The organism is Streptomyces venezuelae, from assembly GCF_008642335.1.
In the GTDB taxonomy this organism is placed as follows: domain Bacteria; phylum Actinomycetota; class Actinomycetes; order Streptomycetales; family Streptomycetaceae; genus Streptomyces; species Streptomyces venezuelae_F.
In genome coordinates, this window is sequence record NZ_CP029191.1 from 4,047,289 (window position 1) to 4,061,560 (window position 14,272).

The window sequence follows — 14,272 nt, forward strand, 5'->3', positions numbered from 1 at the left end:
GGCTCCTTCTACTTCTTGGAGGACGGGTGCTTGGGCCGCTGCTGACCCTTGCGCTGTCCCGACTTTGCTCGGCTGCGCTGACCGGAGCCGGGCGGGGTGCCCTGCTTGTTGCCACCGGCCTGCTTGGTCTTGGGGGAGTCGTCCTCGGGTTCGGCCGCGGTCTTCTCCAGCGAGGGCTTCGCGTCGGAGGGTTCGGTCGCCTTGGTGGCGCCCGCCTCGCCGGCTCCGGCCTGGACGGCGCCGGACTGGCGCTTGGCCTTGCTCTGGCGCTTGGGCTGCTGGCGCCTCGGGCCGCCGCCGGCGGGGCTGCCGTCCTCGGTCTCGGTGAGGACGGCGGACTCGCTCTCCACCACGGTGCCGTCGGCCTGGGCCGCGAGGCCCGACTTCGTCAGACCGTTGATGAACTTGCGCTCGAACTCGTTGCGGTCCCTGCCCTTGGCGACGATCGCCTTGATGACGTTCGTGTTGCCACGCCCGCGCACCTTCTTGTGGTGGGTGACCTGCTTCTGCAGGCGCTCCAGGAAGGCGGCCTGGGCCTTGGAGCCCGGGGTGGGGTTCCGGCGGATCACGAACATCTGCTGGCCCATGGTCCACACGTTGGTGGTCAGCCAGTAGACGAGAACACCGACGGGGAAGTTGATGCCGAAGACGGCGAACATGACCGGGAAGACGTACATCAGCATCTTCTGCTGCTGCATGAAGGGCGTCTTGACCGTGGTGTCGACGTTCTTCGTCATCAGCTGGCGCTGCGTGAAGAACTGCGACGCCGACATCAGGACGATCATCACCGCGGTGACGACCCGGACGTCCGTCAGCGTGGCGCCGAGGGAGGCGACCTTGTCAGCGCTGTCCGTGAACTTCGCGGCCAGCGGGGCACCGACGATGTGCGCCTTCCGCGCGCTCTCGAGGAGCGGGCCGTCGATGACGCCGATCTCCTTGCCCGTCGCGATGCCGTTGAGCACGTGGTACAGGGCGAAGAAGAACGGCGACTGGGCCAGGATGGGAAGGCACGAGGAGAGCGGGTTGGTACCCGACTCCTTGTACAGCTTCATCATCTCTTCGGACTGGCGCTGCTTGTCGCTCTTGTAGCGCTCCTGGATCTTCTTCATCTCGGGCTGCAGCGTCTGCATCGCCCGAGTGGCCTTGATCTGCTTCACGAAGAGCGGGATCAGGCAGATCCGGATCAGGATCACCAGGGACACGATGGACAGGCCCCAGGCCCAGCCCGTGTCGGGACCGAAGATCTTCCCGTACACCGAGTGGAACTGGACGATGACCCACGAAACTGGTGTCGTGATAAAGCTGAAGAGACTGGCAATCGTGTCCACTAATCAGGCTCCTTGAGCATGGGACGGGGTCTCGGTCTCGGCGGCCGTGCCCGGGGGAAGATCCCCGGTCGGCTCGCTTGCGGCGGAGGTCCCGCCCTTGCGTTCGCGCCAGGAAGCGCGCAGCATCTCGTGCCACCGCGGACGCTTGCGCGGCGGAACATGGTCGACACCACCGAGCGACCACGGATTGCACCGCAGGATGCGCCAGGCCGTGAGCGCCGATCCCTTGATCGCACCGTGCCGGTCGATGGCCAGGTAGCCGTAGCGGGAACACGACGGGTAGTACTTGCACACCGGGCCCAGAAGCGGACTGATCGTCCACTGGTACAGCTTGATCAGAGCCAGCAGCGGGTACTTCATCGCGCGCCCCCTCCCAGCAGCCGCTGCAGGGCGGCATCCAGGTCTCGGGCCAGCTGTGCATGGTCGGCGTCGCCCGCTCCGGGCAGCGCTCGTACTACTACCAGGCTACCGGGGGGCACCAGGGCCAGCCGGTCGCGCATGAGGTGGCGGAGTCTGCGCTTCACGGTGTTGCGTATGACGGCTCCACCCACGGCCTTGCTGACGACGAAACCCGCACGTGTCGGGGGAGAGCTCTCCCCTGGCACGTGCGGGTCCGTTGCGCCGCTACGTAGATGGACGACGAGAAGCGGGCGTCCGGCCCGGCGTCCTCGGCGTACCGCGGTCGCGAAGTCTTCGCGCCGCCTCAGCCGATGCTCGGTAGGCAGCACGACGTCATGACCTGACTGAAATCAGGCGGACAGGCTGGCGCGACCCTTGCCACGACGGTTCGCGAGAATCGCGCGGCCGGCACGGGTGCGCATCCGCAGGCGGAAGCCGTGGGTCTTGGCGCGACGACGGTTGTTCGGCTGGAAGGTGCGCTTGCTCACTCGGGGGCTCCAGAAATGATTCGGTGGTGGCGGGACATCGCCTGGCTGTCACCGTGCGCCCACGAGAAGCTCGCGAATACGCACCGAGTGCACCGCTTCACAATCACAGATCGTGATCTTTGCCCATCGGAGGCAGGCGGCAGCAGCCATCGACAACTCGACCTGGTCACGGTACGCGGGGCTACGCCATCCGGTCAAACCGACCGCGATGGAGAGACACTGTGCACAGCCTGTGGACAACAACTTGAACCGTACCCGTCGCCCTGACTACCGTGACGGAACTCCGATTCGTTCCCTTCCTTCTCCCCATCCCTATTTCCGTCCCAGGAACCACACGTTCGTGGGACCCCGTGAGAGAGCGTGCCCTGTGGCTGACGTACCTGCCGATCTTGCCGCAGTGTGGCCACGAGTTCTGGAACATCTGCTGGGTGAGGGCCGCGGACAGGGCGTCGAGGCGAAGGACGAGCGGTGGCTGCGGAGCTGTCAGCCCCTGGCGCTCGTCGCGGACACCGCACTGCTCGCCGTCCCGAACGAATTCGCCAAGGGCGTACTGGAAGGCCGTCTCGCGCCGGTGGTCAGCGAGACCCTGAGCCGGGAATGCGGGCGCCCGATCCGCATCGCCATCACGGTCGACGACTCCGTGGGCGAGCCGGGCCCCCCGGCCCCGCCCGTCCAGCATCAGCAGGCACCGCAGCAGCCGTCCCACCAGCAGTCCTCCCACCAGCAGCAGTCTCATCAGCACCGCTACGAAGAGCCTGAGCTGCCGCCTGCCTCGGGGCAGGGACGCGACACGTACGACAGCTATGGACGGCGCTCCTCGGACGAGCACCAGGGCGGCTCCCGGTCCGATCAGATGCCGACCGCACGCCCCGCCTACCCGGACTACCAGCGCCCGGCCCCCGGCGCCTGGCCGCAGCCCCAGGACGACTACGGCTGGCAGCAGCAGCGGCTCGGCTTCCCCGAGCGCGACCCGTACGCGAACCCGGTGCAGCAGCCGCAGCACGACTACCGTTCGCAACCGCCACAGGAGCGCTCTCCGTACGAGCAGCAGCGCTCCGAGCCGCAGGACCGGCGCGAGCGTCATGACATGTCGGATCAGCACGGCGGCGGCCCCCGCGGCGGCGGGCACGGCGGCCACGGCGTGCACAGGGGCGGTCCTGTCGGCCCCACCTCGTCGAGCGGCGCCCCCGGCCCGCTGGCCGCGCAGCCGGCGCCCGCGACGGGTCCTGGCGAGCCCACCGCACGCCTCAATCCGAAGTACCTCTTCGACACCTTCGTCATCGGTGCGTCGAACCGTTTCGCCCACGCGGCCGCGGTCGCCGTCGCCGAGGCGCCGGCGAAGGCGTACAACCCCCTCTTCATCTACGGGGAGTCGGGGCTCGGCAAGACGCACCTCCTGCACGCGATCGGGCACTACGCCCGCAGCCTCTATCCCGGCACGCGCGTGCGGTACGTGAGTTCGGAGGAGTTCACCAACGAGTTCATCAACTCCATCCGCGACGGCAAGGGCGACAGCTTCCGCAAGCGGTACCGCGAGATGGACATCCTGCTCGTCGACGACATCCAGTTCCTCGCGGACAAGGAGTCGACGCAGGAGGAGTTCTTCCACACCTTCAACACGCTCCACAACGCGAACAAGCAGATCGTGCTCTCCAGCGACCGGCCGCCGAAGCAGCTGGTCACGCTGGAGGACCGACTGCGCAACCGCTTCGAGTGGGGACTGATCACCGACGTCCAGCCGCCGGAGCTGGAGACGCGTATCGCCATCCTTCGTAAGAAGGCGGTGCAGGAGCAGCTGAACGCCCCTCCGGAGGTGCTCGAGTTCATCGCGTCGCGCATCTCGCGGAACATCCGTGAGCTGGAGGGCGCGCTGATCCGGGTGACGGCCTTCGCGTCGCTCAACCGGCAGCCCGTGGATCTGGGGCTCACCGAGATCGTCCTCAAGGACCTGATCCCGGGCGGTGAGGACGCGGCTCCTGAGATCACCGCGCCGGCCATCATGGCGGCCACGGCCGACTACTTCGGGCTCACGGTGGACGACCTGTGCGGTTCCTCGCGCAGCCGCGTCCTGGTGACGGCCCGGCAGATCGCCATGTACCTGTGCAGGGAGCTGACCGACCTCTCCTTGCCGAAGATCGGCGCGCAGTTCGGCGGCCGCGACCACACGACCGTGATGCACGCGGACCGCAAGATCCGCGCTCTGATGGCCGAGCGGCGCTCCATCTACAACCAGGTCACCGAGCTCACCAACCGCATCAAGAACGGCTGACAGCCTCCGTAGAACGTCGCCGAGGGCGCTCCAGGACTCCTCCTGGAGCGCCTTTTTGGTGCCCTTTCAGCATCTGCACGCGCGCGTGCCGGTCGTCGCACGCGCGCGTGCGAGTCGTATCTGTTCGATTTCCCCTGTTCAGGCGGGGGTTCTCCACAGATTGGGCGACTTTTTCCCCTCCACACCCTGGGGACCGGAAAGTTGTCCAGACGCTGTCCACAGGGGGCCCTGCTGAGAGATCATCAGGCCAGGTCAGGTGACTGTGGATTCGTGGACGAAGACTGTCCACAGACTGTGGAGAAAAATTTCGTCCACAGGCTGTGCATGAAGTTGTCCACCGGCGGCCCACAGGACGGCGCGTGTTGTCCCCAGCTTTCCCCAGCTTCTCCACACGGCTGTCCACTGTTCGGCAACGCGACGCGCCCTCTCACCGTGTCGAGTGAAAGGCGTCACACCAAGGTGGTCGGTTGGCCTGTGGGGAAGCTGGGTAAAGCTGGGGACAGCGCTGGGGAGAAGTGGCCCCTTCCTGTGCACCGGGTGTGCAGAACTTTCGCCCGTCCACAGAAACACCGGGTTGTCCACCGGTGCCGCCCACAGGGTCAGTGGATAAAAAACCGGGTCTGACCAGCGCTTTCGCTGTTATCCACGGTTTCCACAGCCCCTACTACTACTCCCAACTAGAGAGACCGGGGAAATGGTTTCGAAGCTGGGGCTGTGCACAACTCTCGCTCCGGAGCTCCGACACCTCCCGGCACGACTTGACCCCGACAGGCACCGACTGTCAGTGCGGTGCGTCAGACTGGTCCCCGGTGTCCTTCCCACGGCATGGCTGAGAGACACCGAGTCAGACGACGAGGGCCACAGGCCCAGCGGGCGAGAGCAGCCAGCAACAGCAGGAGGCGGCTTAGGTGAAGATCCGGGTTGAACGCGACGTACTCGCGGAGGCAGTGGCCTGGGCGGCGCGCAGCCTCCCGGCCCGGCCGCCCGCGCCCGTCCTCGCGGGCCTGTTGCTGAAGGCCGAGGAAGGCGCACTGAGCCTGTCGAGCTTCGACTACGAGGTCTCGGCGCGCGTCTCGGTGGACGCGGAGATCGACGAGGAGGGCACGGTCCTCGTCTCGGGCCGCCTGCTCGCGGACATCTGCCGCGCGCTCCCCAACCGCCCGGTGGAGATCTCCACAGACGGTGTACGGGCGACGGTGGTCTGTGGCTCCTCGCGCTTCACGCTCCACACCCTCCCTGTGGAGGAGTACCCCGCACTGCCGCAGATGCCGACCGCCACGGGAACCGTCCCGGGCGAGGTCTTCGCTTCTGCCGCTTCCCAGGTGGCCATCGCGGCGGGACGGGACGACACGCTGCCCGTGCTGACCGGTGTCCGCATCGAGATCGAGGGCGACACGGTCACCCTGGCCTCCACCGACCGCTACCGCTTCGCGGTCCGCGAGTTCCTGTGGAAGCCGGAGAACCCCGAGGCGTCCGCTGTGGCCCTGGTGCCCGCCAAGACGCTCCTGGACACCGCCAAGGCGCTCACGAGCGGCGACACGGTCACCCTGGCCCTGTCCGGCTCGGGTGCCGGCGAGGGTCTGATCGGCTTCGAGGGCGCAGGGCGGCGTACGACCACGCGGCTCCTCGAAGGCGACCTGCCGAAGTACCGCACGCTGTTCCCGACCGAGTTCAACTCGGTGGCCGTGATCGAGACCGCCCCCTTCGTGGAGGCCGTCAAGCGTGTCGCCCTGGTCGCCGAGCGGAACACGCCGGTGCGGCTCAGCTTCGAGCAGGGCGTGCTGATCCTGGAGGCGGGCTCCAGCGACGACGCACAGGCTGTGGAAAGGGTCGACGCCCAGCTGGACGGTGACGACATCTCGATCGCCTTCAACCCGACGTTCCTGCTCGACGGCCTCAGCGCGATCGACTCGCCGGTCGCTCAGCTGTCGTTCACCACGTCGACGAAGCCCGCTCTTCTGAGCGGCAAGCCGGCCGTGGACGCCGAGGCGGACGAGGCGTATAAGTACCTGATCATGCCCGTACGTCTGAGCGGCTGAGCCCACAGGTGTGTGCGTGCGTCCGGGCGTAGGCTCGGACGCAGGTACGAAAGTGCCGTAACGCCACCTCGCTAGTGAAGGAACCTCTGATGGAGCTCGGTCTCGTCGGCCTCGGCAAGATGGGCGGCAACATGCGCGAGCGCATCCGCCGCGCAGGTCACACCGTCATCGGATACGACCGCAACCCGGATCTCGCGGATGTCCCCAGTCTCGAAGCGCTTGTGGGCAAGCTCAAGGGCCCTCGGGTGGTGTGGGTGATGGTCCCGGCCGGGGCCGCGACCCAGGCCACCATCGATGAGCTGGGCGAGCTGCTGGAGCCGGGCGACATCGTCGTGGACGGCGGCAACTCCCGCTGGACGGACGACGAGAAGCACGCCGAGGAGCTGAAGGCCAAGGGCATCGGCTTCGTCGACTGTGGCGTCTCCGGCGGCGTCTGGGGCCTCCAGAACGGCTACGCGCTGATGTACGGCGGCGACAAGGACGACGTCGCCAAGGTGCAGCCCATCTTCGACGCCCTGAAGCCGGAGGGTGACTTCGGCTCCGTCCACGCCGGCAAGGTCGGCGCGGGCCACTTCGCGAAGATGGTCCACAACGGCATCGAGTACGCGATGATGCAGGCCTACGCCGAGGGCTGGGAGCTCCTGGAGAAGGTCGACTCGGTGACGGACGTCCGTGAGGTCTTCCGCTCCTGGCAGGAGGGCACGGTCATCCGTTCCTGGCTGCTCGACCTGGCGGTCAACGCGCTGGACGACGACGAGCACCTGGAGAAGCTGCGCGGCTTCGCGCAGGACTCCGGCGAGGGCCGGTGGACGGTCGAGGCCGCCATCGACAACGCCGTGCCGCTGCCCGCGATCACGGCCTCGCTCTTCGCGCGGTTCGCCTCGCGCCAGGACGACTCCCCGCAGATGAAGATGATCGCCGCGCTGCGCAACCAGTTCGGTGGCCACGCGGTGGAGTCCAAGAGCGAGCACTGATCCACAGCCTGTGCGCAACCCCGGCGGTTGTGCACAGGCCTCTGCAAGAGAAGTAGGCCGGGGGAGGTCGGCGCACACCATGCACGTCACGCATCTGTCGCTGGCCGACTTCCGCTCGTACGCCCGGGTCGAGGTCCCTCTCGATCCGGGCGTCACCGCGTTCGTGGGCCCGAACGGCCAGGGCAAGACCAACCTCGTCGAGGCCGTGGGCTACCTCGCCACGCTCGGCAGCCACCGGGTCGCCTCGGACGCCCCGTTGGTGCGGATGGGCGCCGAGCGCGCCGTCATCAGGGCCCAGGTCCGCCAGGGCGAGCGCCAGCAGCTGATCGAGCTCGAACTCAACCCCGGCAAGGCCAACCGCGCCCGTATCAACAGGTCGTCGCAGGTCAGGCCCCGTGACGTGCTGGGCATCGTGCGGACGGTGCTGTTCGCGCCCGAGGACCTGGCGCTGATCAAAGGCGACCCCGGTGAGCGGCGCCGTTTCCTCGACGAGCTGATCACCGCGCGCTCCCCGCGCATGGCCGGGGTCCGCTCCGACTACGACCGCGTCCTGAAGCAGCGCAACACCCTCCTGAAGTCGGCCGCCCTCGCCCGGCGCCACGGCGGCCGGACCATGGACCTGTCCACGCTCGACGTCTGGGACCAGCACCTCGCCCGCGCGGGAGCCGAGCTGCTCGCCCAGCGGCTCGACCTGATCTCCGCGCTGCAGCCGCTCGCCGACAAGGCGTACGAACAGCTGGCTCCCGGCGGCGGCCCTGTCTCCCTGGAGTACAAGCCGTCGGCTCCCGGCGACGGCCACACGCGTGAAGCGCTCTACGAGCAGCTGACCGCCGCCCTGGAGGAGGCCCGCAAGCAGGAGATCGAGCGCGGCGTCACCCTGGTCGGCCCGCACCGCGACGATCTGCTCCTCAAGCTGGGCCAGCTCCCCGCGAAGGGGTACGCGAGCCATGGCGAGTCCTGGTCGTACGCGCTGGCGCTGCGCCTCGCCTCGTACGACCTGTTGAGGGCCGAGGGCAACGAGCCGGTGCTCGTCCTCGACGACGTGTTCGCGGAGCTGGACGCCCGCCGCAGGGAGCGGCTCGCGGAGCTGGTGGCCCCCGGCGAGCAGGTCCTCGTCACCGCCGCCGTGGACGACGACGTGCCGGGCGTGCTCACCGGCACGCGCTTCCAGGTGACGGACGGCGCGGTGGACCGCGTATGAGCTCCGAAGAGCCCTTCGAGGGCGCCTCCGGGGCCGGTTCCGCGGGCACCCCGGAAACCCCCGCCCCGAAGACCCCCGAGCCCTCCGGCGTCGACCTCGCGAGGGTCGCCCTGCGCGCCGCCAAGGAACAGGCACGCGCGCGTGGCGATGCCGCGCAGCAGAAGAAGCAGGCCCGGCGCGGCGGACTGCGGTCCGGGGCGCGCTCCGACGGGCGTGACCCGCTGCCGCTCGGCTCCGCGATCAACCGCCTGATCACCGAGCGCGGCTGGGAGACGCCCGCCGCCGTGGGCGGTGTGATGGGGCGCTGGCCGCAGATCGTCGGCGGCGACCTGGCGAACCACTGCGTCCCCCAGCGGTACGACGAGGACGAGCGCGTCCTGACCGTGCAGTGCGACTCGACGGCATGGGCCACCCAGCTGCGCCTCATGGCCCCACAGCTCGTCGCACGCCTCAATGAGGACCTCGGCCACGGCACCGTGCGCCTCATCAAGGTCCTCGGTCCCGGCGGCCCCGCGCACCGCTTCGGCCCCTTGCGCGCACCCGGCAGCACGGGCCCCGGGGACACCTACGGCTGAGGCCGTCGGCGACGGTAGCTGGGGGTTGACGTCCCGAAGCGCTGAGTGCCGCTGTGAGCGTTCTGGAGCCCTGGGCCCCATATGGGGAGTCGGCCGAGGCCGGTTCAGGGCGGCACATGAGGACTCAGGTACCGGCAAACCCCCATCACTGTCAGCGCTACCGGTAGACTGGAAGCTAATCCCGCCCCACTTGTGGGACGCACCGAGCAACGCTGACTATCGCTGAACGACGCAGCCGCTCCGGCCACCGCCGGGAGCTTGGCTTGTGCTGTGCCAGAAAGGGCGCTTCGTGGCCGATTCCGGCAACCCCAACGAGAACATCCCGTCCACCGCCGCGGGCGAGAACGGCGAGGCACCGCCCTCGTACGACGCCAGCGCGATCACCGTCCTCGAGGGTCTGGACGCGGTCCGCAAGCGACCCGGCATGTACATCGGCTCGACCGGTGAACGTGGCCTGCACCACCTGGTGCAGGAAGTCGTCGACAACTCCGTGGACGAGGCCCTCGCGGGGCACGCGGACACGATCGACGTCACGATCCTCCCCGACGGCGGCGTGCGCGTGGTCGACAACGGCCGTGGCATCCCGGTCGACATGCACCCCGTGGAGAAGAAGCCGGCCGTCGAGGTCGTGCTGACCGTTCTCCACGCGGGCGGCAAGTTCGGTGGCGGCGGATACGCCGTCTCCGGTGGTCTGCACGGCGTCGGCGTCTCCGTCGTGAACGCCCTGTCGACCAAGCTCGCGGTCGAGATCAAGCGCGACGGCTACCGCTGGACCCAGGACTACAAGCTGGGCGTCCCGACGGCCCCGCTCGCCAAGCACGGGGCGGTCGAGGACTCGGGCACCACGGTCACCTTCTGGGCCGACCCGGACGTCTTCGAGACGACGGAGTACTCCTTCGAGACGCTGGCGCGGCGTTTCCAGGAGATGGCGTTCCTCAACAAGGGTTTGACGATCAAACTCACTGATGAGCGCGAGTCGGCGAAGGCCACGGCGGGTGCGGACTCGGCCGAGGCGACCGACGACGAGGCCGCCGAGGCCCGCACGGTCACGTACCACTACGAAGGCGGCATCGTCGACTTCGTGAAGTACCTCAACTCCCGCAAGGGTGAGGTCATCCACCCGACCGTCATCGACGTCGAGGCCGAGGACAAGGAGCGCATGCTCTCGGCCGAGATCGCCATGCAGTGGAATTCGCAGTACACCGAAGGTGTGTACTCCTTCGCGAACACGATCCACACGCACGAGGGCGGTACGCACGAAGAGGGCTTCAGGGCCGCACTGACGGGCCTGGTCAACCGCTACGCGCGCGAGAAGAAGCTGCTCCGCGAGAAGGACGACAACCTCACGGGTGAGGACATCCGCGAGGGTCTGACCGCGATCATCTCGGTGAAGCTGGGCGAGCCCCAGTTCGAGGGCCAGACCAAGACCAAGCTGGGCAACACGGAGGCGAAGACCTTCGTCCAGAAGGTCGTGCACGAGCACCTCACGGACTGGTTCGACCGCAACCCCAACGAGGCCGCGGACATCATCCGCAAGGGCATCCAGGCCGCCACCGCGCGCGTCGCCGCCCGCAAGGCGCGCGACCTGACCCGCCGCAAGGGCCTCCTGGAGACGGCGTCCCTGCCGGGCAAGCTCTCCGACTGCCAGTCGAACGACCCGACGAAGTGCGAGATCTTCATCGTCGAGGGTGACTCCGCCGGTGGTTCGGCGAAGTCCGGCCGCAACCCGATGTACCAGGCGATCCTGCCCATCCGAGGCAAGATCCTGAACGTCGAGAAGGCCCGCGTCGACAAGATCCTGCACAACCAGGAAGTCCAGGCGCTCATCTCCGCCTTCGGCACCGGTGTGCACGAGGACTTCGACATCGAGAAGCTCCGCTATCACAAGATCATCCTGATGGCGGACGCCGACGTCGACGGCCAGCACATCAACACGCTGCTCCTGACGTTCCTGTTCCGCTTCATGCGGCCGCTGGTCGAGGCCGGGCACATCTACCTGTCGCGCCCGCCGCTGTACAAGATCAAGTGGTCACGGGACGACTTCCAGTACGCGTACTCGGACCGCGAGCGCGACGCCCTGGTGGAGCTCGGCCGCCAGGCCGGCAAGCGCATCAAGGACGACTCGGTCCAGCGCTTCAAGGGTCTCGGTGAGATGAACGCCGAGGAGCTGCGCATCACGACGATGGACCAGGAACACCGCGTGCTCGGCCAGGTCACCCTGGACGACGCGGCGCAGGCCGACGATCTCTTCTCGGTGCTGATGGGAGAGGACGTCGAGGCACGGCGCTCGTTCATTCAGCGCAATGCCAAGGACGTTCGCTTCCTCGACATCTGAGTCGGCCCGTACAAGCCGCACCTCGAAAGGACTTTGACCAGCAATGGCCGACGAGAACACCCCTGTGACGCCCGAAGAGGAACCCGCTGTTCCCGGCGTGGGCATGCGTGTCGAGCCCGTCGGGCTCGAGACGGAGATGCAGCGCTCCTACCTCGACTACGCGATGTCCGTCATCGTGTCCCGCGCGCTGCCCGACGTACGGGACGGCCTGAAGCCCGTCCACCGTCGTGTCCTGTACGCGATGTACGACGGCGGCTACCGCCCCGAAAAGGGCTTCTACAAGTGCGCCCGCGTCGTCGGCGACGTCATGGGTACGTACCACCCGCACGGCGACTCCTCCATCTACGACGCCCTGGTGCGCCTCGCCCAGCCGTGGTCGATGCGGATGCCGCTGGTGGACTCCAACGGCAACTTCGGCTCTCCGGGCAACGACCCGGCGGCCGCCATGCGGTACACCGAGTGCAAGATGGCGCCGCTGGCCATGGAGATGGTCCGTGACATCGACGAGGAGACCGTCGACTTCACGGACAACTACGACGGCCGCAACCAGGAGCCGACGGTCCTGCCGGCGCGCTTCCCGAACCTGCTGATCAACGGCTCGGCGGGCATCGCGGTCGGCATGGCCACCAACATCCCGCCGCACAACCTCCGCGAGGTCGCGGCGGGCGCGCAGTGGGCCCTCGAACACCCCGAGGCCTCGCACGAGGAGCTCCTCGACGCCCTCATCGAGCGCATCAAGGGCCCCGACTTCCCGACCGGTGCCCTGGTGGTGGGCCGCAAGGGCATCGAGGAGGCGTACCGCACGGGCCGTGGCTCCATCACGATGCGCGCGGTCGTCGCGGTCGAGGAGATCCAGAACCGCCAGTGCCTGGTCGTCACCGAGCTGCCGTACCAGACCAACCCGGACAACCTCGCGCAGAAGATCGCCGACCTCGTCAAGGACGGCAAGGTCGGCGGCATCGCCGACGTCCGCGACGAGTCGTCCTCGCGCACCGGCCAGCGCCTCGTCATCGTCCTGAAGCGCGACGCGGTCGCCAAGGTCGTGCTGAACAACCTCTACAAGCACACCGACCTGCAGTCGAACTTCAGCGCCAACATGCTGGCCCTGGTCGACGGCGTGCCGCGCACCCTCTCCCTGGACGCGTTCATCCGGCACTGGGTGACGCACCAGGTCGAGGTCATCGTCCGGCGCACGAAGTTCCGGCTGCGCAAGGCCGAGGAGCGTGCGCACATCCTGCGTGGCCTCCTGAAGGCCCTGGACGCCATCGACGAGGTCATCGCGCTCATCCGCGGCAGCCAGACCGTCGACATCGCCCGCGAGGGCCTGATGGGCCTCCTGGCGATCGACGAGATCCAGGCGAACGCGATCCTCGAGATGCAGCTGCGCCGCCTCGCCGCCCTGGAGCGTCAGAAGATCGTCGCGGAGCACGACGAGCTCCAGGCGAAGATCAACGAGTACAACGCGATCCTGGCCTCCCCCGAGAAGCAGCGCCAGATCATCAGCGAGGAGCTCGCGGCGATCGTCGACAAGTTCGGCGAGGACCGTCGCTCCGCCCTGGTGCCCTTCGACGGCGACATGTCCATGGAGGACCTGATCGCCGAAGAGGACATCGTCGTCACCATCACGCGCGGTGGCTACATCAAGCGCACCAAGACCGAGGACTACCGCTCGCAGAAGCGCGGCGGCAAGGGCGTGCGCGGCACGAAGCTGAAGCAGGACGACATCGTCGACCACTTCTTCGTGTCGACGACACACCACTGGCTGCTGTTCTTCACGAACAAGGGCCGCGTCTACCGCGCGAAGGCTTACGAACTGCCGGACGCCGGCCGCGAGGCCCGCGGCCAGCACGTGGCGAACCTGCTCGCCTTCCAGCCGGACGAGCAGATCGCCGAGATCCTCGCGATCCGTGACTACGAAGCGGTGCCCTACCTGGTTCTCGCCACAAAGGGCGGCCTCGTAAAGAAGACACCGCTCAAGGACTACGACTCGCCCCGCTCCGGCGGTGTCATCGCCATCAACCTCCGTGAGACGGAGGACGGTTCGGACGATGAGCTGATCGGCGCCGAGCTGGTCTCCTCCGAGGACGACCTGCTGCTCATCAGCAAGAAGGCCCAGTCGATCAGGTTCACCGCAACGGACGACGCGCTGCGCCCGATGGGCCGCGCCACTTCGGGCGTCAAGGGAATGAGTTTCCGCGACGGCGACGAACTGCTCTCGATGAATGTCGTTCGTCCAGGTACGTTCGTGTTCACTGCCACCGACGGTGGGTACGCAAAGCGAACCAACGTCGACGAGTACCGCGTTCAGGGTCGCGGTGGCCTCGGCATCAAGGCCGCCAAGATCGTGGAGGACCGCGGCGAGCTCGTCGGTGCCCTGGTGGTCGAGGAGACCGACGAGATCCTCGCCATCACGCTGTCCGGCGGTGTGATTCGTACGCGAGTCAACGAGGTCAGGGAGACGGGCCGTGACACCATGGGCGTCCAACTGATCAACCTGGGCAAGCGCGATGCCGTGGTCGGCATCGCACGTAACGCCGAGGCCGGGCGCGAGGCCGAGGAAGTCGACGGGGACATCGTCGTCGACGAATCGGACACCGCCGAGCCGGCCACCGGTACGGACGAGGGCGTGGACTCCTCGGCCGAGTAGCGCGAGGAGTGAGTCAT

General features: G+C 67.8%; 11 protein-coding genes. 7 read left to right on the forward strand and 4 right to left on the reverse strand.

Annotation, left to right across the window (positions count from 1 at the left end):
* Nucleotides 1-8: 8 nt before the first annotated feature.
* From yidC to rpmH, 4 genes are read right to left on the reverse strand one after another with little or no spacing between them, the layout of a single operon-like run.
* A complete protein-coding gene (gene yidC, locus DEJ49_RS18210; protein WP_150185101.1) occupies nucleotides 9-1,328 on the reverse strand; it encodes a membrane protein insertase YidC in 1,320 nt (439 codons plus the stop codon).
* Nucleotides 1,329-1,331: 3 nt separating this feature from the next.
* Nucleotides 1,332-1,688, reverse strand: coding sequence for a membrane protein insertion efficiency factor YidD (yidD, locus tag DEJ49_RS18215; RefSeq protein ID WP_150185102.1), 357 nt, complete (start codon nucleotides 1,686-1,688; stop codon nucleotides 1,332-1,334).
* Nucleotides 1,685-2,056, reverse strand: a complete 372-nt coding sequence (rnpA, locus tag DEJ49_RS18220) for a ribonuclease P protein component (protein WP_150169940.1) — start codon at nucleotides 2,054-2,056, stop codon at nucleotides 1,685-1,687. The genes yidD and rnpA overlap by 4 nt, the downstream gene beginning before the upstream one ends.
* A gap of 21 nt (nucleotides 2,057-2,077) precedes the next feature.
* Nucleotides 2,078-2,215: a 50S ribosomal protein L34 gene (gene rpmH / locus DEJ49_RS18225; RefSeq protein WP_006381191.1), complete on the reverse strand. Its 138-nt coding sequence runs from the start codon at nucleotides 2,213-2,215 to the stop codon at nucleotides 2,078-2,080.
* A 367-nt stretch (nucleotides 2,216-2,582) separates the two neighbouring features.
* On the opposite strand from rpmH, the gene dnaA reads away from it, so the two are divergent.
* The 7 genes from dnaA to gyrA all read left to right on the forward strand — a co-directional run bounded on the left by dnaA (nucleotide 2,583) and on the right by gyrA (nucleotide 14,255).
* Nucleotides 2,583-4,484, forward strand: coding sequence for a chromosomal replication initiator protein DnaA (gene dnaA / locus DEJ49_RS18230; RefSeq protein ID WP_150185103.1), 1,902 nt, complete (start codon nucleotides 2,583-2,585; stop codon nucleotides 4,482-4,484).
* Nucleotides 4,485-5,392: 908 nt separating this feature from the next.
* Nucleotides 5,393-6,523 carry a DNA polymerase III subunit beta gene (gene dnaN, locus DEJ49_RS18240; protein WP_150169944.1) on the forward strand — a complete coding sequence of 377 codons (1,131 nt, stop codon included), beginning with the start codon at nucleotides 5,393-5,395 and terminating at the stop codon, nucleotides 6,521-6,523.
* An 89-nt stretch (nucleotides 6,524-6,612) separates the two neighbouring features.
* Nucleotides 6,613-7,497 (forward strand): phosphogluconate dehydrogenase (NAD(+)-dependent, decarboxylating), encoded by an 885-nt coding sequence (gnd, locus tag DEJ49_RS18245; RefSeq protein ID WP_150169946.1) that lies wholly within the window; start codon nucleotides 6,613-6,615, stop codon nucleotides 7,495-7,497.
* A 79-nt stretch (nucleotides 7,498-7,576) separates the two neighbouring features.
* A complete protein-coding gene (gene recF, locus DEJ49_RS18250) occupies nucleotides 7,577-8,698 on the forward strand; it encodes a DNA replication/repair protein RecF (protein ID WP_150185105.1) in 1,122 nt (373 codons plus the stop codon).
* Entirely contained in the window at nucleotides 8,695-9,273 is a 579-nt protein-coding gene (locus DEJ49_RS18255) for a DUF721 domain-containing protein (protein WP_150185106.1), read from the forward strand. The genes recF and DEJ49_RS18255 overlap by 4 nt, the downstream gene beginning before the upstream one ends.
* A gap of 265 nt (nucleotides 9,274-9,538) precedes the next feature.
* On the forward strand, nucleotides 9,539-11,608 hold the full coding sequence (gene gyrB / locus DEJ49_RS18260) for a DNA topoisomerase (ATP-hydrolyzing) subunit B (RefSeq protein WP_150185107.1): 2,070 nt from the start codon (nucleotides 9,539-9,541) through the stop codon (nucleotides 11,606-11,608).
* Between the two features lie 43 nt (nucleotides 11,609-11,651).
* Nucleotides 11,652-14,255 carry a DNA gyrase subunit A gene (gyrA, locus tag DEJ49_RS18265; RefSeq protein ID WP_150185108.1) on the forward strand — a complete coding sequence of 868 codons (2,604 nt, stop codon included), beginning with the start codon at nucleotides 11,652-11,654 and terminating at the stop codon, nucleotides 14,253-14,255.
* Nucleotides 14,256-14,272: the final 17 nt, after the last annotated feature.

Coding starts and splice junctions, on each gene's coding strand:
- yidD (WP_150185102.1), bottom strand. CDS start 1,688: ATGAAGTACCCGCTGCTGGCTCTGATCAAGCTGTACCAGTGGACGATC.
- gnd (WP_150169946.1), top strand. CDS start 6,613: ATGGAGCTCGGTCTCGTCGGCCTCGGCAAGATGGGCGGCAACATGCGC.
- recF (WP_150185105.1), top strand. CDS start 7,577: ATGCACGTCACGCATCTGTCGCTGGCCGACTTCCGCTCGTACGCCCGG.
- DEJ49_RS18255 (WP_150185106.1), top strand. CDS start 8,695: ATGAGCTCCGAAGAGCCCTTCGAGGGCGCCTCCGGGGCCGGTTCCGCG.
- gyrA (WP_150185108.1), top strand. CDS start 11,652: ATGGCCGACGAGAACACCCCTGTGACGCCCGAAGAGGAACCCGCTGTT.